Origin of the sequence: Frondihabitans australicus, from assembly GCF_003634555.1 — a bacterium.
Taxonomy (GTDB): Bacteria; Actinomycetota; Actinomycetes; order Actinomycetales; family Microbacteriaceae; genus Frondihabitans; species Frondihabitans australicus.
Genome location: NZ_RBKS01000001.1, coordinates 357,720 through 379,082, shown reverse-complemented (window position 1 = coordinate 379,082; position 21,363 = coordinate 357,720). Strand labels below are relative to the sequence as shown.

Here is a 21,363-nt window from a genome sequence, read left to right as displayed (position 1 = left end):
GGGGCCCGAAACAGACGAACGGCGCACCCGGTGGGCGCGCCGCAGCCATTGACAGCTAAATCAGGAGCTACGCCCGCTTGCGGAGCTTGCGGCGCTCGCGCTCGGACAGCCCGCCCCAGATGCCGAAGCGCTCGTCGTTCAGGAGGGCGTACTCGAGGCACTGGGCACGGACGTCGCACGACGCGCAGATCTTCTTCGCGTCGCGGGTCGAGCCGCCCTTCTCGGGGAAGAACGCCTCGGGGTCGGTCTGCGCGCAGAGCGAGTCGGCCTGCCACGCCAGCTGGTTCTCGTCGTCGTCGACGTCGCGCCGCCGGACGCCGGGAACACCCAGCAGGACCGGATCGACATGCCAGTTGTCGGGAACGGATCCGTTTCGGTCGTTGATGGCCACTACGCATCTCCCCTCGTCTGCAATCGCTTCCCCTGTGGTTGCGACACACGTAATTACACTCGTGTAACTCCCGTTTCGTCAAGTCGGGCATCATAAAACCCTCGACCCCCGAATGAGGGTGATTGTCACCCCGGGCGTGTCGGAACTACGCGGGGACGGCCGCCTTCCGGGCCTCCCACGCGCTCGTGACCATCTCGAGCAGCGTGTGACGCATCTCCCAGTCGAGGTCGCGCGCGGCCAGCTCGCCCTTGGCGACGATGCGGTCGGGGTCTCCGGGGCGGCGGGGCGCGATCTCCGGCGTGAACGCGATGCCGGTGCCCTCGGCCATGGCGTCCATGATCTGGCGCACCGAGACGCCGTCGCCCGAGCCCAGGTTGTAGGCCGACTCGAGCGTCTCGCCCGCATCGAGCTTCCGGGCCGCGACGGCGTGCGAGATCGCCAGGTCGGCCACGTGCACGTAGTCGCGCACGCAGGTGCCGTCGGGGGTGTCGTAGTCGTCGCCGTTGATCCGCGGCGTCTTGCCGTCGAGCAGCGCCTGGAACACCAGCGGGAACAGGTTGTGCGGGCTCGCGTCGTAGAGGTCGGGCTCGCCCGAGCCGACGACGTTGAAGTAGCGCAGGCTCGTGTGCCGCAGCCCGGCGGCCCGCCCCTGGTCGCGCAGGAGCCACTCGCCGATCAGCTTCGACTCGCCGTAGGGCGACTCAGGGTTCTTCGGCGTGCCCTCGATGACGGTGTCGGTGTCGGGCGTGCCGTAGACCGCTGCGCTCGACGAGAAGACGATGCGATCCACCCCGCGATCGGCCATCGCCTCGAGCAGACGGGCCGTGCCGGTGACGTTCTGCTCGTAGGTGTGCAGCGGGCGCTGGACGGACACGCCCGCGTACTTGAAGCCGGCGACGTGCACGACGCCCGTCACCCCGTGCTCGTCGATCGTGCGACGCAGCAGGTCGCCGTCGAGGATCGTCCCGTTCGCGAACGGCACGCCCTCGGGCACGAACGACGCGATGCCGCTCGAGAGGTCGTCGAGCACGACCGGCTCGAGCCCCTCTCCCGCGAGCGCTCGAACGACATGGGACCCGATGTAGCCGGCGCCGCCGGTCACTAGCCAAGACATGCCCTCAACCTATCGTTCGACGGGGACCCGATCCTGTGCTAGTTGAACAGCGCGGCGCCGCCGGTCACTAGCCAAGACATGCCCTCAATCTATCCTGGCCGCATTTATGGCAGGATCGAATACCCCATCGATCCCCTGCCACGTCGGGAGGCCCTGTGCTCCGCTCCGTCGCCGTCCTCGCCGTGGACGGCCTGCCCCCGTTCGAGTTCGGCGTCGCCTGCGAGGTGTTCGGCATCGACCGCCGCGACACCGGCGGCCCCGCCTTCGACTTCCGCATCGTCACCGCCCACCCCGGCGCCGTCCGCACGAGCATGGGCTTCACGATGACCATCGTCGACGGGCTCGAGAGGGCCCGCGGCGTCGACCTGATCGTCGTCCCGGCGCACGGCACCGAGGCGGTGATCGACCCCGCCTACCTCGACCTCCTGCGGCAGGAGCACGCGAGAGGCACCACGATCCTGAGCATCTGCAGCGGCGCATTCACCCTCGCCGCCACGGGTCTCCTCGACGGCCGCCGCGCGGCGACGCACTGGATGCACGCCGACCTCCTGCACGAGCGTCACCCGAGCATCACGGTCGACCCCGACGTGCTCTTCGTCGACGAGGGCTCGCTCATCACGAGCGCGGGCACCTCGGCCGGCATCGACGCCGCCCTGCACCTCGTGCGGCGCGAGCTCGGGGCCGGAGCCGCCAACGCGATCGCCCGCCGCATGGTGATCCCGGCGCAGCGCGAGGGCGGCCAGGCGCAGTACATCAAGGCGCCGGTGCCCGAGCGCCGCGCAGACTCGCTCGCCGCCGTGACGGACTGGATGCTCGAGAACCTCGACCGCGACCTCACCGTCGACGAGCTCGCGCGGCGCGCGCTCATGTCGCCCAGGACCTTCGCCCGTCGGTTCCGGGCGGACGTGGGCGCGACGCCGCTCGCCTGGCTGAACCGTCAGCGGCTCCTGCGCGCCCAGCACCTGCTCGAGGAGACGGACCTCACGCTCGACGCGATCGCGCAGCGCACCGGGTTCGGGTCGGCCGCCGTGCTGCGGCACCACTTCGCTCGCACGCTGCGCACGACGCCGACGGCCTACCGGTCGGCGTTCGCCGCCTAGGCGGCCCCGCCCGACCTAGGCCGAGGTGGCGACGAACGCCTCGCCGCTGCCGGTCACGGCCAGGCGCCACTCGTCGGGCGTCACGTAGACGGCCTCGCCGCGCGAGAGGCGGATGTTGCCGTCCTGCCCCTTGAGATGCAACTCGCCCTCGGTGACCAGGACGATGGACGGGCCCCCAAGCGAGACGACGGCGCCCGACTCGCCGGGCACGACGTGCAGCAGCGCGAATCCGACGTCGGTCGGGTCGAAGCGCCAGACGCCGGGCGCCGTCTCGACGCCGCGGAGGTACGGCAGCGGCAGCGGGTCGAAGTCGAGCACGTGCAGCAGCTCGGGCACGTCGACGTGCTTCGGGGTGAGCCCGCCGCGCAGGACGTTGTCGGACGGCGCCATGAGCTCGATGCCGAGCCCGCCGAGGTAGGCGTGGATGTTGCCGGCGGGCAGGAACAGCGCCTCGCCGCGCGACAGCGTCACCCGGTTGAGCAGCAGGGCCACCACCACGCCGGCGTCGCCGGGGTAGAGGCCCACCAGCTCGGCGACGGTCGCGACGTTCGGCGAGACCGCCCCGGCGGCCGAGGCGGCGACCGCTAGCTCGCTCACGGCGGCGATCGTGGCCGCTGCGGCGTCGGCGTCGAAGAGCCACGCGACGGTGGCCTCGAGCGACTCGCCGAGCTTCGCCGACAGGTCCCCCAGACGGCCCGTGCCGCCGTCGAGCGCCTGAACGTCGGCCGTGGCGTCGGCGACGGAGCGGAATCCGCACAGCGCGTCGAACGTCTCGCTCAGCGCGTAGATGATCTCGGGCTTCGGGAAGGGGTCCTTGTAGTTGCGCTCGGTGGCCACCAGCGGCACGCCCGCACGATTCTCGCGGTCGAACCCGGCCCGGGCCTGCTCGGGCGTCGGGTGCGCCTGGATCGACAGCGGGGCGGCCGCGGCTAGCACCTTCATGAGGAACGGGAGGTGGCGACGCCCCTGGCCGAGCGCGCGGTCGGGCTCCGCCTCGATCCAGTCGGCGAGGTTCGCACGCCCGTCTACGACGGCCGGGTTCACGATCACACTCGGCGAGCCGGGGTGGGCTCCGAGCCAGAGCTCGGCCTCGGGCTTGCCCGAGGGCGTGCGCCCCAGGAGCCGCGCGATGGCGTCGGTCGAGCCCCACGCGTAGTCGCGCGGCACGTTGGTGATGGACAGGAACATGGCGGGTACCTCGTGACTCTCGTTCGGGCCGCCCCTACGCTACCCTGAGCCTGTCATGACCGACGCGCGCCGATCACGCCTGGGGGGTCCTGTCGGCGAGGGCGTCTGGGCCGTCGCGGCAGGCGTCGTCAGCGTGCTCGCGGCCGCCCTGGCCCTGCGGCTCACCCCGTCGCTCCTGACGGCGCGCTGGTCGACGGGATCGGACGACGGCACCCTGCACTACATCCTCTTCACGAGCGCCACGCAGGCCTTCCCGTACATCGACAACCCGGCGCTCGGCTTCCCCCACGGGCTCAACGTCTTCTTCACCGGGCAGATCGACGTCGCCTCCGCCGTCGTGATCGGTCTGCTCGCCCTGGTGATCCACTCGGGCACGACCCTGCTCGACGTCTTCGACCTGCTGGCCTTCTTCGGGATCGGCGTGACGGCGACGCTCTTCTTCCGCGCCCTGCGCGTGTCCAGGCCGCTCGCAGCCCTGTTCGGCGTGCTGTTCGCGGTGGCGCCCTACCACTTCATCCGCATCGGCTACGGCCACGCGTTCATCGCGAACTACTGGGCGGTGCCGCTGGCCGGAATCCTCGCGCTGGTCGTGAACGGGCGCGAGACCGATCCGTTCGCGGGGTGGGCGGCGGCGGCCACGACCTCTCGGGGGCGACGGGTGCGCAGGATCCTGCCGCCTCTCGTCCTCACCCTCCTCGTCGCGCTCACCGGCGCCTACTACTTCGTCTTCGCGCTGATCGTCGTCGGCGGCGTCTGGCTCGTCGCGGCCTTCCGCGTGCTGCTGCGCCGCGACGGAGCGCGGAGCCTCGTCGTGCCGACGGTCACGACCGGGGCCCTGGGCCTGCTCGTGGGCTCGGAGCTCGTCGTGCTCGGCCTGGGCTTCGGCCAGCGGTACGCGCCGTACTTCGCCTCGCGGTCGCCGGTGGAGTCGGAGATGTACGCCGGGCGGCTCACGAGCCTCCTCGCCCCCTGGACCGGCACCGGAATCCCGGTCGTGGGCCGGCTCGTCGCCGAATACCAGCGCTCGAGCCCCGTCCTGAAGCTGACCGAGAGCCCCGGTACGCCCCTGGTGGCGAGCGTCGGCCTGATCCTGCTCATGCTCGCCCTCGTCGCCGCGGTCGTCGGCGGCACGGCGCTCGAACGCACCTGGTTCGGGCGCGTCGCCCTCGACCCCCGAACGCGGCTGCTGGGGCTCGCGTCGGTGTGGGCGGCCCTGTTCTACGTCGTGACCGGGCTCGGCATCGTCGTGGCCGTCGCCGTGGGGCCCGAGATCCGGGCGTGGTCGCGGTTCAGCATCTTCCTGGCGCTGTTCGGCCTCGGCTTCGTCGCGATCCTCGTCGACCGCGCGACGTCGCGACGCCTCGTGCGCCCGGCGCTCGTCGCCGTCATCGTGGTGGTCGCGGTCGTCGACCAGCTGGCCGGCGTCCACCGGGCCGTGCCGCTCACACCGGTCGTCGACGAGCAGGCGGCCTCGTTCGTCGCCGCCGCCGAGAAGGCGCTGCCGGCCGGCTGCGGCGTGGTCCAGCTGCCGCTGAAGAGCTTCCCCGACTCCGGCCGCATCGCGGGGCTCGGGGACTACGACGAGGGCCGGCTCTACCTCGCCACGACCGACGCCCGGCTCCGCTGGAGCTACGGGTCCGTGACCGGCACGCGCGGCTGGGACCTCTGGAAGAACGCCGGCACCCCCGGCGCCTTCGCCTCCGCCGTGCACCGCTCGAAGGCCTGCGCCGTCGAGGTCGACCAGGTCGGGTTCATCGGCCACCCCGACGCCTGGCGGCCCTACGTCAGCGCCGCGACCGGCGGCACGACGCCCGCCGTCACGAGCGACCACCGCCGCTACCTGCTCTTCACGGTGCCCGGGAGCTGACCCGGCCGACGTCCAGCCCGAGGCTCCCGGCGTCCTCTACCCTGGGCCCATGCCCGCAGTCCGCCCGCTCCTGCGCACCCGACCCGCCCCCGACGGTGCCGACGGGGCGGAGCGCACCGCCTTCGCCACCATCGTCTTCCTGGTGCTGTTCTTCGGCGACGCCCTCCGCAACTCCATCAACTGGGGCGGCTGGGGCGCCGTGTGCGTCGTCATGGTCGTCGCCTCGGTGATCCTGGTGGTCCGCAACCGGCACCGGATCCCGGCGAACCGGCTCCCCCTCCTCCTCGGCGTGTTTCTCGCCTACCTCACCCTGTCGATCCTGTGGTCCGACTACCCGCTCGGCTCGGCGCTCGGCATCGCCACCCAGCTCATGACGACCGTCGCCCCGCTCGCGATCGTCGCGACGACCTCATGGGAGGGCATCGTCACGGCGCTCGGCCGCGCGCTCCGGGCGATCGTCGTGCTCTCGCTGCTCTTCGAGCTCGTCGTCGCGCTCTTCGTGCGGCAGCCGTTCTGCCCGGTGTACGTCGACTGCTCCGGGGCGCATCCGGCGGCCTTCTACTGGACCCGCGACAACCTGTTCACCGGCGGTCAGATCCAGGGCCTGCCGGGCAACAGCAACCTGCTGGCGATCTTCGCCCTCCTCGCCCTCATCGTGACGGCGCTGCAGGCCAGCGCCGGGTCGATCAACCGACGGATGGCGTGGCTCGGCATCGTGTCGTCGATCCTGGCGCTCGGCCTCACCCGCTCGTCGACCGTCCTCGCCTGCCTGGTCGTCACCGCGGTCGTGCTCGGGCTGGCACTGCTCGCGCGGCGTCTGCGGCTCGAGCGGCGATGGCTCGTCGGAGTGGCGGCCATCGTGATCGCGGCTCTGGTGGCCGTGGTCGTCGCCGTGGGCCACACGCGGATCCTGCGCCTGCTCGACAAGAGCCCCGACCTCACCGGCCGCACAACGATCTGGAAGGACGTCTACGACCTGGCGATCCAGCGGCCGATCGCAGGATGGGGCTGGACCGGCTGGTGGCAGCCCGCGTACTCGCCCTTCAAAGACCTCGCCGAGCGCAACGGCGTCGTCTACCTGCAGGCGCACGACGCCTACCTCGACGTGTTCTTCCAGCTCGGCTGGATCGGACTCGTGCTCTTCCTGGCCGTCCTCGTCACGACGACGGCCCGCTCGTGGTGGTGGGCGACCGACCGCAGGATGCTGGGCGCCTCCAGCCCCGCGCCGTGGAGCAGCCTCGACCTCGTGCCGCTGCTCGTCATGGCGTGCATGCTCACCCACGCCCTCGGCGAGTCCCGGCTCAACGTCGAATGGGGCTGGGGCCTCCTGATCACGGTGTGCCTGTCGACCCGCCTGGACAACTTCCGGTGGTGGACGGCACCCCGCGAGCCGGTCCCCGCCGCCTGAGCGCCAGCTCCGAACTCTCTCGTTCGGAGCGGGGTACGCTCCGGGGTACAAAGCAGACAGACGCGTTCACCTGTCCCATAAACGGGGTCTATGTGACGAAAGTGACTCTTGCTTACTGTTGCTGAATCCGAGAGAGCCATTCGGGGGTTCTCTCGACGAGCGCCGTCCGATCAACGGCGTCCACCACGTAGGGGTTCATTCATGAAGAAGACTGTTCGCACCGTCGCAGGGCGGCACCGCTCGACCGCGGCCAAGCTCGGCGCCACCATCGCCGCGGGCTGCATCCTCACCGCCGCGGGCCTCGTCGCCGCGACGCCGGCGCAGGCCGCCGTGTCGACGCCCACGCTCAAGTGGAACATCGTCGTCTCGTCGAAGGCGATCGCGCTGTCGTCGCCGATGGTGGCCACGCTCGACTCGTCCGGCCAGTCGGCCGTCGTCGGCTCGCGCCTCGGCTACGAGTACGCCGTGCACCTCTCCGACGGCAAGACCGTCGCCGGCTGGCCGCAGTCGACGGGCGGCGTGCCGGTCGACTCGACCGCGTCCGTCCTCGGCTCCGGCAGCTCCGCCAAGGTGTTCTTCGGCGAGGGCAACTCGTCGTCCAAGACCCGCGGCGGCATCCGCGCCCGCAGCGCCAACGGCTCCACCCTCTGGACCAAGACTCCCAACGCGCTGCCCGGCAAGGGCACGACCGGCGTCATGGGCTCCCTCTCGATCGGCAACCTGCAGTCGGGCAACGACGTCGTCGGCGGCTCGATGGGCCAGATGCAGGACATGGTCACCTCGACCGGCACGATGGGCGTCGGGTTCCCGTGGTTCCAGGCCGACTCGAACTTCTCCACCCCGGCTCTCGCCGACCCGACCAACTCGGGCCATGACGAGATCATCGAGGGCGGCGACTCGACCAAGGGCAACGCGTACAACACGGTGTACGGCAACGGCGGCCACATCCGGATCCTGTCGCGCACCGGCAACGCGGGCGCGTCCAAGCCCAGCGGCGGCCTCAAGTGCCAGTACAACACCAACCAGACCGTGTACTCCTCCCCCGCCGTCGGCCACTTCTTCGGTGGCGGCGACTTCGGCATCACCGTCGGCACCGGCGCCTACTACAAGGGCGTCAGCGACACCGGCAAGGAGATCGCCGTCGACAACAACTGCAAGCTGCGCTGGCAGACCAAGCTGAACGGCATCACCGACTCGAGCCCCGCCCTCGCCAACATCATGGGCACCGGCGCGCTCTCCGTGATCCAGGGCACGCGCCTGTCCGCCTACAACGGCCGCGTCTACGCGATGTCGGGCGTCACCGGCCACATCCAGTGGGCGACCGCGATCCCCGGCGGCGTCTACGGCGGCGTGACCACCGCCGACCTCGGCACCGGCTACCAGGACGTCATCGTGCCGACCCCGGCCGGCGTGTACATCCTCGACGGGAAGACCGGCAAGCAGGTCATGCGTCTCGCGGCGGGCTACGGGTTCCAGAACGCCGCCCTCGTCACCAAGGAGTCGGACGGCCACGTCGGCCTCACCGTCGCCGGCTACAACGGCCACGGTCAGGGCGTCATGCTGCACTACGACTTCCCCAACACCAACGGCTCGACCGTGACCGCGGCGGGTTCGTGGCCGATGTTCCACCACGACCAGAAGCTCACGGGCAACGCCGACAGGCCGGTTCTCAACCCGATCTCCTAGGGCTCTGCCGCACGACGCCCCCTGCCCGATAGGCAGGGGGCGTCGTCGTGCCGGCGGTCGACGGGCGTCGCCCGGGTCGTACGACCTGACACAATGGGACGGGTGAGCACACCGGGCGACCAGCGCGACCCTCTGCGCCGGTACCTCTCGGCCTGGATCGGGTTCTCCGCCGGCGGGCAGTTCAGCCAGGTGCTCGCGGTCGCGATCCTCCTGTACGCGCTCGGCATCCACACGGTCCGGGCCCTGGTCGACTGGCCCGGCTCCATCGGAATCCTGGCGACGCTCGTCGCCCTCGCCGCGCTCTCGCTCTTCGGCGCGCGTCACCGCATCGAGTGGCACGGTATCCTGCCGCTGTCGCTCATCGCGCTCTTCGGCTACACGACCGCGTCGGTGTTCTGGAGCCAGTACACCTGGGTCTCCATCGGCGGCGTGATGTACGCCCTGTCGTTCGCGTTCCTCGGCATGTACCTCGCCCTGGGCCGCGATCTGGTGCAGGTGATCCGTGCGACGGGCGACGCTCTGCGGATCCTGCTCACCGTGTCGTTCTCACTCGAGATCTTCTCGGGGCTGCTGATCGACCAGCCGATCACCTTCCTGGGGATCCAGGGCAATCTCGCCGCCGGCGGGCCGATCCAGGGCGTCGGAGGCACGCGCAACTTCCTCGGGTTCCTCGCGGCGCTGGGGCTGGTCACCTTCGCGGTCGAGTGGTTCACCCGCTCGATCACGCAGGGCATCGCCATCGCCTCGGGGATCGTCGCGCTGCTGTGCCTCGTGTTCGCGTCGTCGCCGGTGACCTCGATCGCAGTGCTCGTGCTCGTCGTGGCCGCGATCGCCCTGCGAGCCCTGCGGCGGGCGCCGGCCGAGCGGAAGCCGATCCTGCAGGGGGTGCTGCTCGCCCTGTGCATCGTGGGCGGCGGGCTGGCCTGGTTCACGCGCGACCGTCTGCTCGTCGCGATCGGCGCGACCGGCGACCTCCGCGTGCGGCTCGAGCTGTGGACCACGATCAGGCTGTTCATCACGCAGCACCCGATCACCGGCTGGGGCTTCACCGGGCCCTGGCAGACGAACGTCTTCCCGTTCAGCGAGATCACCGTCGACGGGCGGCCGAGCGAGACGGGGCTGGGGGCGTTCTTCGACACCTGGTTCCAGATCGGCGTGATCGGGCTGCTGATCCTGCTCGCCGCGGGCGCTCTCGCGTTCTTCCGGTCGTGGCTCACCGCCTCCGACCACCCGATCGTCGCCTACGTCTGGCCGGCGCTCGTGCTGCTGCTCATCGCCGTGACCGCCTCGGCCGAGAGCTACCTGCTCGCCGAGAGCAACCTCATGCTGTTCGTCGCCATCGCGACCATCTCGGCCCGGAAGCGGTCGTGGCGGCTGCGGCTGCCGCACTTCGACCGGCCGACGAGCGACCTGCCGACCGCCGGCTGATCAGCGGTTCACGCCGTACTGGATCTCCTTGAGCCGCTCGAGGGTCTCTTCGGCGAGGATCCGGTTCGTGCGCAGCAGGTCCGCGATCACCGCGAGGGCGAACGACAGCACAGCCCCGACCAGCAGGAACACGCCCAGCAGGAGCGACTGCAGGTGGTTGCCGCCGGTGTGCGTGATCTCGAGGACGGCGTACCGGATGAACGGGATCACGCCGACGACGGCGAGCACGATGCCGACCCAGACGAAGAACGCCAGGGGCTTGAACATGAAGTAGCTGCGGATGATGGCCTCGGCCGAGCGGAACACGTGCTCGCCCATCGACCCGAACAGGCGCGACTCGCGCGTCTTGGCGTTCGTCACCACCGGCACGCTCGCGATCCGCATGCGCTTGTTGCCGGCCTGGATGATGGTCTCCATGCAGTAGCTGAACTGCGTGACCACGTTGAGCTTGATGAGGGCGTCGCGGCTGTACGCGCGGAACCCGCTCGCGGCGTCGGGCAGCTGCGTCTCGGCCGCGATGTTGACGACCTGGCTGCCGATGCGCTGCAGGCGCTTCTTGAACGGCGAGAAGTGCTCGATCAGGTGCGTCTGCCGGTCGCCGATCGCGATGTCGGCCTCGCCTGCGATGAGCGGCTGCACGAGGTCGGCGATCTTCGACTGCGGGTACTGGTTGTCGCCGTCGGTGTTGACGACGATGTCGGCGCCGTGGCTGAGCGCGTAGTGGACGCCGTCCCGGAAGGAACGGGCGAGGCCCTGGTTGCGCACGTGGTGGACGAAGTGGGTGACGCCGTGCGCCCGTGCCACCTCGACGGTGCGGTCGCTGGAGCCGTCGTCGATCACGAGGACGTGGAGCTCGTCCACTCCCGGGATCGACTTCGGGATGCTCTCGAGGACGAGCGGGAGGGTCTCCTCCTCGTTGAGGCAGGGCACCTGGACGAAGACCTTCACGAGTCCCTTTCGTTGTGTGATCTGATTCGGCGCGGAATCGGTCGCGCGAGCGTCGCGGGCTGGACGCCCGGTGAGGCGGGTCAGCCGAAGTTCCGACGGAGGGCCGTGACGCCCTCGGTGGCGCCGCCGTCGAAGATGACGTTGCCGTGCGAGAGGACGATGGTGCGATCGCACATCTCCTCGACCGTGCCGAGGTCGTGCGTGACCAGCACGATCGTGCGTCCCTCCTGCTGGAACTCCTTGATCTTATCGAGGCACTTCTTCTGGAACGGCTCGTCGCCGACGGCGAGGACCTCGTCGACGAGCAGGACGTCGGGGTCGACGTGGATCGCGATCGCGAAGGCGAGGCGCACGTACATGCCGGACGAGTAGAACTTCACCTGCGTGTCGATGAAGTCGCGGATCTCGGAGAAGTCGACGATCGACTCGAAGTAGCCCTCGATCTGCTTCTGCGACAGGCCGAGGATCGCGCCGTTGAGGAAGACGTTCTCACGACCGGTGAGGTCGGGGTGGAACCCGGCGCCCAGCTCGAGCAGCGCCGCCAGCTGTCCGCGGCGGCGCACGGTGCCGTCGGTCGGCTGGATGATGCCGCCGATCACCTTGAGCAGGGTCGACTTGCCGGAGCCGTTGGCGCCGATGAGGCCGACGGTGGTGCCCGCCTCGATGTCGAGCGTGAGGTCGCGGAGGGCCCAGAAGTCCTCCTTGTGCTTGCGCGAGCGGCCGAAGTTGACCAGGCGCTCCTTCAGCGACTTCTCCTTGCGGATGATGAAGCGCTTCGAGACGTCGTTGAGCGTGATGACGGGGACGGTCGACATGGGTCAGATCTCCTGGGCGAAGTTGCCCTGCAGGCGCGCGAAGACGCGCTGCGCGATGTAGACGAGCACGAGGCCGATCACGAACAGGATCGCGAGGCGCTCGTCGAGGTGCGCGGGCCAGTCGATGGCCGGCACGACGTGCTTGGACCCGTCGGCGTTCAGACCGAGCACGTTCGAGTGCGATCCGGCCTCCCACATGCCGCGCTGGAAGGCGAGAATGGCGTCGGACATCGGGTTGAGCAGGTAGACGAACGAGATCCATGGGTGGGTCGCTCCGATGGTCTGCACCTGGGTCCAGGAGTAGACGATGGGCGAGGCCCAGAACAGGATCAGCAGCGCCACCTCGACGAGGTACTGGATGTCGCGCAGGTACACGTTCCAGGCCGAGAGGAAGAGCGCGAACGCGACGCCGAACGTGACCACGATGATGATCGCGGCGAGCGCGTAGAGGAGGTTCCAGCTCAGCGGGAACTGCCCGGTCACCACGATGGCGCCGAGCAGCACGATCATCTGGATGCCGAAGTTGAACAGGGCGCTGCCCACCGCCGCGAGCGGGAACAGCTCGCGGGGCACGTAGACCTTCTTGATGAGGCCGGCGTTCGACAGGATCGACGACGTGCCCGCCTGGATGATCTCGTTGTAGAGGCCCCAGATCGTGAGGCCCGAGTACACGAAGACCGCGTACTGCGGCACCGAGCGCGCCGCGCCCAGGAACTGGCCGATCGCCACGTAGTAGATCAGCAGCATCGTGAGGGGGCGGATGAAGCTCCACACGAAGCCGAGGCTGGAGTCCTTGTAGCGCGCCTTGAGCTCACGCCTGATCAGCAGGTCGAGAAGGGCGCGGTGCGTGAGCACGTCGCGGACGCCGCCGAAGAAGCCGCCGATCGGGCCGGCGTCGGGTGCACCCGCGGCCACGAAGGGAAGCTTCTCGATACGGCTGATGCGCTCGCGCGCTGCGGCTGTCGTCGTCACAAGACTCCTGATTCTCGCCCGGGTCGCGAGCCGTGCGCGCACCTCGACGAGAGTCGCCGGGGTCGCGGGCTGGGATCGGGCGCGGTTCATTATGCCAGAGCACAGCCGGAAGCCTGCTCTTCGATGGTCAGCGTTCGACGGTCTCCCAGAGAGCCGTCGCGTAGTCGCCCCAGGTGGGGCGCTCGAGGCCGTGCGCTTCGGCCTTCAGGCGCAGGATCAGAGAGTCGTCCGTGAGCAGGTCGCCGATCGACGCCGCCATGGCCCGGGCGTCGTGCGGGTCGGCGAGCACGCCGCCGAAGCCCTCGCCCAGTTCGCGCATGCTGCCGAAGTCGCTCGTGAGCACCGGCGTGCCGCTGGCGAGCGACTCGACCACCGGGAGGCCGAAGCCCTCGTTCACGCTGCAGAAGACGGAGAACCGTGCGATGCGGTACAGGCTCCACACGACCGAGTCGTCGACGCCCGAGAGCAGCTTGATCGACCGCCCCTTGCGGCGGAGCTCCTTGACGAACTTCTGGAACTCGCTGTCGCCCCAGGCGTTGCCGCCCACCATGGCGAGGGTGAACTCGCGGCCCTGCCGCCAGTTGAGCTCGGCGGCCAGGAGCAGGTTGAGGTGGTTCTTCCGCGGCTCGTGGCTGCCGACGGCGAGCACGACGGTGCTGCCGTCGAGGCTGAGCTGGCTGCTGATCGTGGCGATGACCTCGTCGCTGACCTCGGACGCCTCGCTCGGCAGAGCGATCTCGCGCACCTCCGGCCCGGCGAGACCTGCGCCGATGAGCATCGACTTCCAGCCGGAGTACTCGATGGTGCTGGCCGATGAGATCGGCACGACCGCGCTGAACTCGGCGAGCGCGGCGAGGTACTTCGAGAACGCTCCCGGCATGCCGGGGCCGCTCGTCTCGGCCGTGGTGACGGGGATGCAGTCGTAGCCGATCGCGACCGAGCGGACCCGGGCGAACCTGGCGATGACTCGCAGGTGGTCGGTGCGCGCGCGGGCGACCGAGATCTCGGGCAGGACGAGGCGACCGCCGAACGGGATCACGACGTCGCCCGAGACTCGCGCGACGCGCGATCGGAGCTTCGGGTCGAGGATCGCGCGGGCGATCTCGGCGGGCTTCGAGTCGAGGAGGTGGTCGCCGGTCGCCGTCCACGAGACCGGGACGATGTCGTGCTCGTCGGCCCAGCGGGTGAGCGTCTCGCGCGCGACGCGCTGGATGCCGGTCGTGAATCGGCTGCGACCCGTGTCGGTGATGTCGACGACGGTGCCCGACTCGACGCGCACGCCGCCGCCGACGAGGGCCCGACGGCTTCGGCGGAGCTCCTGCAGCGGCTTCGCCAGCCCCTCGAGTCGCCAGCGGCGCGTGAACTCGACGATGTCGCGCTCGGCGGGGATGCCGTGCTGGATGCACGCGATGAGGAGGTACGACAGGCTCTCGTCCGCCTCGCCGAGCGCGAGCGACGCGGCCTCGACGAGACGCCAGCCCGACAGCGTCGACCAGTCGGCGGCGTCGGGGACGACCGCGGCGACGGCGACGCGGAGGGCGTGGTCGGGAGCGGCGAGGCCGACCTGGCCCGCCTTGACCCGGTCGAGGGCGGTCGGGCTCATCGGACGGCCTCCCGGCTCGGGACTGTGACGCGCCAGAGCTCGTCGGCGTAGTCGTGCCAGGTCTTCTGCGTGATGCCGGCGATCTCGCCCTGGAGACGCTCGATCACCGTGTCGTCCAGAAGGAGAGTGGACATGCCGGCGAGGATCGCCTCGTCGTCGTGCGGGTCGACCTGCAGGCAGCCGCCGGCGGCGGCGACCTCGTCGAGGCTGCCGAAGTCGCTCGTGAGCACCGGCGTGCCGAGCGCCACGGACTCGGCGACGGGCAGGCCGAACCCCTCGTGGAGCGAGACGAACACGGTGAAGCGCGCCTGCGCGAAGAGGCTCCACAGGTCGTGGTCGCTCATGCCGCGATACGAGTCGACGTTCATGCCCTCGCGCTTGAGTGCCGCCACCCTGCGGTCGAACCGGTGCGTCGCTGTCCGGCTGCCGCCGCCGACGAAGACCATGCGGAACTCGTGCCCCTGACGGAACAGGCGCTCGGCGGCGAAGAGCACTGCGTCCTGGTTCTTGCGCGGCTCGTGGCTGCCGACGCAGAGCACGAGCTTCTCGGTGGGGTCGGCGGCCGCGTCGATCGCGGCCTTCGCCGACTCGGACACCTCGGTGGCCAGCGACACCTCGATGACGTCCGGGCCGGTGAGGCCCTGGCTGGGCAGGGTCTTGACGAAACCGGCGAACTCGTCGGCCGCCGAGCGGCTGATGCCGGCGACGAGGTCGGCGTGCTTGATCACGGTGAGGTAGTGGGCGAAGCGCTCCGACTCGAGGTCGGGCAGCGTCGACGCGCTCACGAGCGGGATCGCGTCGTAGCCGATGAGCACCATGCGGTTGCCGCTCGACTCCGCGATCGCGGCGAGGTGGTTGCACAGGTGGTACGCCGGCACCTCGGCGATGAGGATCGTCGACCGCCACGGGATGACGATGTGCTCCAGCTCCAGCTCGGCGTCGCTCCACGGCTTGTCGACGCTCTTCTCGAAGCGGCGGTCGTCCCAGTGGAGGACGCGGTCCTCCTCGACCTCACTGAGGGCGCGGTAGCCGGTGCTGTCCTGGGTCCACGCGACGAGTCGGTGCGCTCGGTCGTCGTCCCCCTGCCACTGCGGCACGGTCTTGCGCACGACGCGCTGGATCCCGGTGTTGTGCTCGTAGCGGGCGCAGAAGTCGACGTCGACAAGCACCTCGCCCTCGGCGATCTCGATCGTGCGCAGTCCCGAGTGGGTCCGCGACTGCAGCTCGATCGTCGCCTCGAGCGCGGCGAGCATCGCGGTGGCCGGACTCGACAGCATGAGCTTGCGCCTCAGCACCTCGAGCTCGTCGGTGCGCGGGAAGGCGCCGGTGATGCCGATGTGGAGCAGCCAGAGCTCGTCGACGAGATCGCGCTCGCGCACGTGACGCGCCACGGCGTCCAGCACCTCGGCCGCAGGATCCGCGGACGGCACCTCGACCCCGAGCACCCCGGCCACGACCAGCATGCGCTGCCGGAAGGCCTCCCGCAGGGCGTCCGTCGTGAGCGGCACGACGGGGCGAGCGGGGCGCTTCGGCGCGGGGAGCGGCGTGCGGGCCATCACCGCCCGAGCTTCTTCGCCAGGGCGACCGCGGCCAGCTGGCTCGCGGGCACCACGCCGACCTCGTCGACCTTCTTCTGGAACTGCCGTGCGCGGCGTAGCGGGCGCGTCACGCGCCACGAGAACGTCTGCTGGATGTCACGGAGGTAGTCGGTGACCGAGGAGGTGACGACCAGCCAGTCGTCCAGAACCGCCTCTCGGAGCTGCTGGAGCTCCTCCTCGGGCGCCGAGCGCTCGGGTGTCGTCGTCACAGTGTTCCTCCCTGGTGCGGCACGGGCGGGGGCGGCTCTCGCGCCGGTCTCGCGCGGGGCTGCCCGCCCCGATCGGGGGATGCCACCCGACCGAGTGCACACCTTACCGTGAAGCGTTGCGTGCTTTTCGGGAACAGGCCGCGACGCTAGGGAGTACACGTGAGTCGCAGAACGACGGCGATCTGGATCGCCGCCGCAGTCGTCGTCGCCGGCGCCGGAATCGGCGTGGCCGCGGTCGCAGCCGCGCACCCGCGCGCCGTGACGGCGTCCGCCGGGCACACCGCGCGTCCGACGACCGTGGGGTCGACGCCGTCGGCGCCCCCCTCGGCTCCTGCGACCTCGGCCGCTCCCTCCCCCAGCACGCCGTCGGCCCCGTCGGCGCCGGCCACGACCGGCTCGGGCGCAGACCAGGGCGCCGGATCCGGCAGCGGCACGGGCCAGACCGTCTCGAAGAAGAAGGTCACCCCCGACCTCAGCTACTACTCGTTCTCGGGCCAGACGCTCACGCTCGGCGGCGGCGTCTCGGGCCTCGTCGAGAACGGCGGAACCTGCACGGTGACCGTGAAGAACGCCACCGCGACCGTGACACAGGCGTTCCCGGCCTCGGCCGGCCCGTCTTCGACCGACTGCGGGGCGATGGCGATCACGTCGCCGAAGCTCGCGCACGGCTCGTGGACCATCACGATCGCCTACTCGTCGGCCGACGCGGCCGGCACCTCGGGCGAGAGCGCGGTGACCCTGTGAGCGGCGTGGCGCCCGGCGGCCGTCGGATCCTGCGCCGCCTCACCGCCCTCGTGCTGCCGTTCGCCCTCGCCGCGACCGCCGTGACGGCCACCGTCGCGATCGTGTCGCAGGAGCCCGCTGCCGCGACCACCTCGGCGAGCGACTTCCAGCCCGGGAACATCATCAGCGACTCCACCTTCTACAACACGGCGACGATGACCGCGGCGCAGGTGCAGGCGTTCCTCAACCAGAAGGTGCCGACGTGCACCTCGGGCTACACGTGCCTGCGGAACTACGCGCAGAAGACCGCCACGCGCGCCGCGGACTCGTACTGCTCGGCGTACACCGGTGCAGCCTCCGAGACGGCGGCGACCATCATCGCGAAGGTCGGCGCGGCGTGCGGCATCAACCCCGAGGTGATCCTCGTGACCCTGCAGAAGGAGGAGGGCCTCGTGCTCTCCTCGCGGCCCACCACCGGGCTCTACACGACGGCGATGGGCTACGGCTGCCCCGACACCGCCGCCTGCGACTCGACGTACTACGGATTCTTCAACCAGGTGTACTCGGCCGCTCACCAGTTCCAGGTGTACGCGAAGAACCCGACGTACTTCCGGTACCGCGCCGGCTACACGAACGTGATCCAGTACTCGCCGAGCTCGGCGTGCGGGTCCGCGTCGGTCTACGTCCAGAACCAGGCCACCGCGAGCCTCTACAACTACACGCCCTACACGCCGAACAAGGCGGCCCTCGCGGCCGGGTACGGCTCGGCGCCGTGCGGCGCCTACGGCAATCGCAACTTCTTCCTCTACTTCTCGGACTGGTTCGGCAACCCGGCCAACTACCTGAAGTCGCCGTCGTTCGAGGGCCGCACCGCGTCCGGCTGGGTGTGGAGCGGCGGGACGATGAACCGCGCCATCGCCACGACCAGCCAGGCCCAGGACGGCTCGTCCTTCCTGGCCGTGAACACGGCCGGCTCGGGCCGCGCCGTCTCGCAGACCGTCAGCCGCGCCTCCGTGCTCGGTGAGCAGGCGAACGCCACCGTGTGGGTGCGGTCGTCCGACGCCCGGCCCTACACCGGCGCGGTGTCGCTGACCGCGACGGGCGGATCGACCGAGACCGCATCGACGCCGTTCACCGTGACGAACACGTGGACCCAGGTGGCCGTCGCCCTCCCGTTCCGCGTCTCGGGCCACTCGGCCGTCCGCCTCGACGTCGGTCTGGGCACCACCGGCGCGACCCTGTGGATCGACGACGCGTCGCTCACCTTCGGCGCGGCGCCCGTGCTCGCCAACACGCTCGCGAACCCCGGCTTCGAGGGCTCCTTCTCGGGCTGGGTGCCCGGCAACGGCGCGATGAACCGCCAGGTGTACAAGTCGCCGTCTCAGGCGCAGTCCGGCTCGTGGTTCGCCGCGACGAACACGCCCGTCGCGGGCCGCAGTTTCGCGCAGATCGTCCCCGTGACGCAGGACGCGTCGACCGGCTACGACTTCACCGTCTGGCTCAGGAGCGCCGACACGCGCGCGTTCAACGGCCGGGTGGCCCTGTGGGGTCTCGGCGGATCGGCCCGGACGGTCACCGTCCAGCCGTTCACGGTAGCGAAGGCCTGGACGAAGATCACCGTGTCGCTGGATCCGGGCGCGACCGCCCCGACGTCCCTCAAGGCCGAGGTCTACCTCGACACCGTCGCCTCCAAGGGCACGCTGTGGCTCGACACGGCGTCCCTCCAGCGCAACGTGCTGAGCAACGCCTCCTTCGACGCCGGCACCGCCGGCTGGAGCGCGAACTCGTCGGCCCAGTCGTTCACCACCGGCACGGCACAGACGCTCGGCACGGCACCCGAGGACGGCACGCAGGCCGCGTCCCTCACGACGACGACCGCCGGCACGTCGGTCAGCCAGACGGTCACCGCGTCGCCGCAGGTCGGCGACACCTACACGGCCACCGCGTGGGTCCGCTCCGGAACCGGCGCCACCGTCACCGGGCGCCTCGCCGCCTGGGGCCTCGGCGGATCAGCGGAGGTCGGCGTGCAGCGGTTCACCGTGGGCGCGACCTGGACGAAGGTCACCTTCGCCCTGCCGATCAAGAACGCCGGGCACACGTCGCTCCGCCTCGAGATCTACGACGACACCGTGTCGCAGCCCCTCCTGGTCGACGCCACCCGGCTCTCGTGACCTCCCGGACCGCACCGCACCGTCCCTCCCTCGCGGGCGCGCAGACGCCGTGACGCTATAGTGGCGTGTCGGAAAAGGCCGTGCTGACGGCTCGACACTTCTTCGAGGCCCCGACCGGGTCTGCCCGCGAACCAAAGGAATGTGAATTGACGAAGCGCGCCCTCATCACCGGAGTCACGGGCCAGGACGGCATGTACCTCAGCCGCCTGCTCCTCTCGAAGGGGTACGAGGTCTACGGACTCGTCCGCGGTCAGAACAACCCGAAGCGATCGGTCATCGAGGAGTGGGCGCCCGAGGTCAAGATCCTCACCGGTGACCTCCTCGACCAGTCGAGCCTCCTCCGCGCCCTCAACGCCGCGCAGCCCGACGAGGTCTACAACCTCGGCGCCATCTCGTTCGTGGCCTACTCGTGGGAGAACGCGCAGCTCACCAGCCAGGTGACCGGCCTCGGCGTCTTGAACATCCTCGAGGCGATCCGCCTCTACGCCGGCGAGGACGTCTCGAAGGTCCGCTTCTACCAGGCCTCGTCGTCCGAGATGTTCGGCCGCGTGCAGGAGGTCCCGCAGAAGGAGACCACGCTGCTGTGGCCGCGCTCGCCCTACGGCGTCGCCAAGGTCTTCGGTCACTACATGACCATCAACTACCGCGAGTCGTACGGCATGCACGCCTCGTCGGGCATCCTCTTCAACCACGAGTCGCCCCTCCGCGGCCCGGAGTTCGTGACGCGCAAGATCTCGATCGCCGTGGCGCGCATCGCGCTCGGCCTGCAGGAGAAGCTCTCGCTCGGCAACCTCGACGCCAAGCGCGACTGGGGCTTCGCCGGCGACTACGTCGAGGCCATGTGGCGCATGCTGCAGCAGGACACCGCCGACGACTACGTCATCTCGACCGGCGAGACGCACCCGGTGCGCGAGTACCTCGACATCGCCTTCAACCACGTCGGCATCTCCGACTGGGAGAAGCACGTGTTCCAGGACCCCCAGTTCTTCCGCCCCGCCGAGGTCGACCTCCTCATCGGCGACGCGGCGAAGGCCGCCTCGACCCTGGGCTGGAAGCCGACGCTGTCATTCGACGGCCTCGTAAAGAAGATGGTCGACTCCGACCTCGAGATCGAGAAGGCGAAGGCCGGCCGCTAGCCGCAGCCGGTTCCGATCGCCCTGGACGACCCCCTCATGCCCAGAGCCCTCATCACCGGAGTCTCCGGTCAGACCGGCAGCTACCTGGCCGAGAACCTCCTCGCCCGCGGGTGGGAGGTGCACGGCATCCAGCGCGACGACGCTCCTGATCCTGCGATCCCGGAGCGCGTCGTGCCGCACACCGCCGACCTCGTCGACTTCCCCGCCGTGCGCCGGGTCGTCGACGAGGTCGAACCCGACGTCACGGTCAACCTGGCCGCGCTCTCGTCGGTCGCCGTCGCCTGGGCGAGGCCCCTCGAGGTCGCGCAGCTGAACGGCACGGCCGTGGCGAACCTGCTCGACGCGGTGCGGTCGCTCCCCGATCGCCCGGGCGCCCGGCGCGGCTTCGTGCAGGCGTCGAGCGCCGAGATGTTCGGGCAGGCGGCCGAGTCGCCCCAGAGCGAGACGACGCCGATCGCGCCGGTGAACCCCTACGGTGCGTCGAAGGCGTACGCGCACGCTCTCGTGGGCGCCTACCGCGCGGCCGGGCTGCGGGCCTCGAGCGTGATCCTCTACAACCACGAGTCGCCGCGGCGGCCCGAGGCGTTCGTCACTCGCAAGATCACCGCGGGCGTGGCGCGCATCTCTCGCGGCGAGCAGAGCGAGCTCGTGCTCGGCAACCTCGACGCCCGTCGCGACTGGGGCTGGGCGCCCGACTACGCCGAGGCGATGGCCCGGATCGCGCAGTCGCTCACCGAGGGCGACACGGCCTCGGCCGACTTCGTCGTCGCGACCGGCGAGTCGCACACGATCCGCGACTTCGTGGCCGCCGCGTTCGCAGCCGCCGGCATCGACGACTGGCAGCACCTCGTGCGCGTCGACCCTCAGTTCGTCCGGCCCACCGACGCCACCGAGATGCGCGGCGACGCCGGCAGGATCCGACACGCGCTCGGCTGGGCTCCCACGAAGACCTTCGACGCCGTCGTGGCCGCCATGGTCGCCGCGGACCTCGAGCCGTAGCCCGTCT

Annotated in this window: 17 protein-coding genes and 1 pseudogene; 9 read left to right on the top strand and 9 right to left on the bottom strand. The window is 70.4% G+C overall.

Features of this window, described 5'->3' with window-relative positions; all coding sequences use genetic code 11:
- Nucleotides 1–67: 67 nt before the first annotated feature.
- Both C8E83_RS01725 and galE read right to left on the bottom strand, forming a co-directional pair.
- Nucleotides 68–391, bottom strand: a complete 324-nt coding sequence (locus tag C8E83_RS01725) for a WhiB family transcriptional regulator (protein ID WP_121368145.1) — start codon at nt 389–391, stop codon at nt 68–70.
- Between the two features lie 145 nt (nt 392–536).
- On the bottom strand, nt 537–1,505 hold the full coding sequence (gene galE / locus C8E83_RS01720) for a UDP-glucose 4-epimerase GalE (protein WP_121368144.1): 969 nt from the start codon (nt 1,503–1,505) through the stop codon (nt 537–539).
- Nucleotides 1,506–1,660: 155 nt separating this feature from the next.
- Between galE and C8E83_RS01715 the strand changes: the two genes are divergently transcribed.
- On the top strand, nt 1,661–2,605 hold the full coding sequence (locus C8E83_RS01715) for a GlxA family transcriptional regulator (RefSeq protein WP_121368143.1): 945 nt from the start codon (nt 1,661–1,663) through the stop codon (nt 2,603–2,605).
- A 15-nt stretch (nt 2,606–2,620) separates the two neighbouring features.
- On the opposite strand, the gene manA is transcribed toward C8E83_RS01715, so the two are convergent.
- Entirely contained in the window at nt 2,621–3,793 is a 1,173-nt protein-coding gene (gene manA, locus C8E83_RS01710; protein ID WP_121368142.1) for a mannose-6-phosphate isomerase, class I, read from the bottom strand.
- Between the two features lie 55 nt (nt 3,794–3,848).
- On the opposite strand from manA, the gene C8E83_RS01705 reads away from it, so the two are divergent.
- From C8E83_RS01705 to C8E83_RS01690, 4 genes are all read left to right on the top strand, one after another.
- A complete protein-coding gene (locus C8E83_RS01705; protein ID WP_121368141.1) occupies nt 3,849–5,660 on the top strand; it encodes a hypothetical protein in 1,812 nt (603 codons plus the stop codon).
- A 49-nt stretch (nt 5,661–5,709) separates the two neighbouring features.
- A complete protein-coding gene (locus C8E83_RS01700) occupies nt 5,710–7,068 on the top strand; it encodes an O-antigen ligase family protein (RefSeq protein WP_121368140.1) in 1,359 nt (452 codons plus the stop codon).
- Nucleotides 7,069–7,269: 201 nt separating this feature from the next.
- The gene (locus tag C8E83_RS01695; RefSeq protein WP_121368139.1) at nt 7,270–8,754 is read left to right on the top strand and encodes a hypothetical protein; all 1,485 of its coding nucleotides are present in this window, start codon (nt 7,270–7,272) and stop codon (nt 8,752–8,754) included.
- 102 nt (nt 8,755–8,856) lie between these two features.
- Nucleotides 8,857–10,182 (top strand): O-antigen ligase family protein, encoded by a 1,326-nt coding sequence (locus C8E83_RS01690; RefSeq protein ID WP_147430046.1) that lies wholly within the window; start codon nt 8,857–8,859, stop codon nt 10,180–10,182.
- On the opposite strand, the gene C8E83_RS01685 is transcribed toward C8E83_RS01690, so the two are convergent.
- The 6 genes and pseudogenes from C8E83_RS01685 to C8E83_RS01660 all read right to left on the bottom strand — a co-directional run bounded on the left by C8E83_RS01685 (nt 10,183) and on the right by C8E83_RS01660 (nt 16,327).
- Complete coding sequence (locus tag C8E83_RS01685) at nt 10,183–11,130, bottom strand: glycosyltransferase family 2 protein (protein ID WP_121368137.1); 948 nt, start codon at nt 11,128–11,130, stop codon at nt 10,183–10,185. It lies immediately after the preceding gene.
- Nucleotides 11,131–11,225: 95 nt separating this feature from the next.
- A pseudogene (locus C8E83_RS01680) lies at nt 11,226–11,945 on the bottom strand (ABC transporter ATP-binding protein); the annotation flags it as partial.
- 3 nt (nt 11,946–11,948) lie between these two features.
- Nucleotides 11,949–12,917, bottom strand: coding sequence for an ABC transporter permease (locus tag C8E83_RS01675; protein ID WP_245981347.1), 969 nt, complete (start codon nt 12,915–12,917; stop codon nt 11,949–11,951).
- Nucleotides 12,918–13,044: 127 nt separating this feature from the next.
- Entirely contained in the window at nt 13,045–14,520 is a 1,476-nt protein-coding gene (locus tag C8E83_RS01670) for a glycosyltransferase (RefSeq protein WP_121368134.1), read from the bottom strand.
- Nucleotides 14,517–16,076 carry a glycosyltransferase gene (locus C8E83_RS01665; RefSeq protein ID WP_121368133.1) on the bottom strand — a complete coding sequence of 520 codons (1,560 nt, stop codon included), beginning with the start codon at nt 16,074–16,076 and terminating at the stop codon, nt 14,517–14,519. Before C8E83_RS01665 ends, C8E83_RS01670 begins: the two co-directional genes overlap by 4 nt.
- Entirely contained in the window at nt 16,076–16,327 is a 252-nt protein-coding gene (locus tag C8E83_RS01660; RefSeq protein ID WP_121368132.1) for a hypothetical protein, read from the bottom strand. The genes C8E83_RS01665 and C8E83_RS01660 overlap by 1 nt, the downstream gene beginning before the upstream one ends.
- 159 nt (nt 16,328–16,486) lie before the next feature.
- On the opposite strand from C8E83_RS01660, the gene C8E83_RS01655 reads away from it, so the two are divergent.
- From C8E83_RS01655 to C8E83_RS01640, 4 genes are all read left to right on the top strand, one after another.
- The gene (locus tag C8E83_RS01655; RefSeq protein ID WP_121368131.1) at nt 16,487–17,071 is read left to right on the top strand and encodes a hypothetical protein; all 585 of its coding nucleotides are present in this window, start codon (nt 16,487–16,489) and stop codon (nt 17,069–17,071) included.
- Nucleotides 17,068–19,221, top strand: a complete 2,154-nt coding sequence (locus C8E83_RS01650) for a carbohydrate binding domain-containing protein (protein ID WP_121368130.1) — start codon at nt 17,068–17,070, stop codon at nt 19,219–19,221. The genes C8E83_RS01655 and C8E83_RS01650 overlap by 4 nt, the downstream gene beginning before the upstream one ends.
- Nucleotides 19,222–19,412: 191 nt before the next feature.
- A complete protein-coding gene (locus tag C8E83_RS01645) occupies nt 19,413–20,357 on the top strand; it encodes a GDP-mannose 4,6-dehydratase (RefSeq protein ID WP_245981855.1) in 945 nt (314 codons plus the stop codon).
- Nucleotides 20,358–20,393: 36 nt separating this feature from the next.
- A complete protein-coding gene (locus C8E83_RS01640; protein WP_121368128.1) occupies nt 20,394–21,356 on the top strand; it encodes a GDP-mannose 4,6-dehydratase in 963 nt (320 codons plus the stop codon).
- Nucleotides 21,357–21,363 lie beyond the last annotated feature (7 nt).

Excerpts from the sequence above, each read along its gene's own strand:
- galE (WP_121368144.1), bottom strand. The coding sequence starts at position 1,505 with ATGTCTTGGCTAGTGACCGGCGGCGCCGGCTACATCGGGTCCCATGTC.
- manA (WP_121368142.1), bottom strand. The coding sequence starts at position 3,793 with ATGTTCCTGTCCATCACCAACGTGCCGCGCGACTACGCGTGGGGCTCG.
- C8E83_RS01705 (WP_121368141.1), top strand. The coding sequence starts at position 3,849 with ATGACCGACGCGCGCCGATCACGCCTGGGGGGTCCTGTCGGCGAGGGC.
- C8E83_RS01700 (WP_121368140.1), top strand. The coding sequence starts at position 5,710 with ATGCCCGCAGTCCGCCCGCTCCTGCGCACCCGACCCGCCCCCGACGGT.
- C8E83_RS01695 (WP_121368139.1), top strand. The coding sequence starts at position 7,270 with ATGAAGAAGACTGTTCGCACCGTCGCAGGGCGGCACCGCTCGACCGCG.
- C8E83_RS01670 (WP_121368134.1), bottom strand. The coding sequence starts at position 14,520 with ATGAGCCCGACCGCCCTCGACCGGGTCAAGGCGGGCCAGGTCGGCCTC.
- C8E83_RS01665 (WP_121368133.1), bottom strand. The coding sequence starts at position 16,076 with ATGGCCCGCACGCCGCTCCCCGCGCCGAAGCGCCCCGCTCGCCCCGTC.
- C8E83_RS01645 (WP_245981855.1), top strand. The coding sequence starts at position 19,413 with ATGTACCTCAGCCGCCTGCTCCTCTCGAAGGGGTACGAGGTCTACGGA.
- C8E83_RS01640 (WP_121368128.1), top strand. The coding sequence starts at position 20,394 with ATGCCCAGAGCCCTCATCACCGGAGTCTCCGGTCAGACCGGCAGCTAC.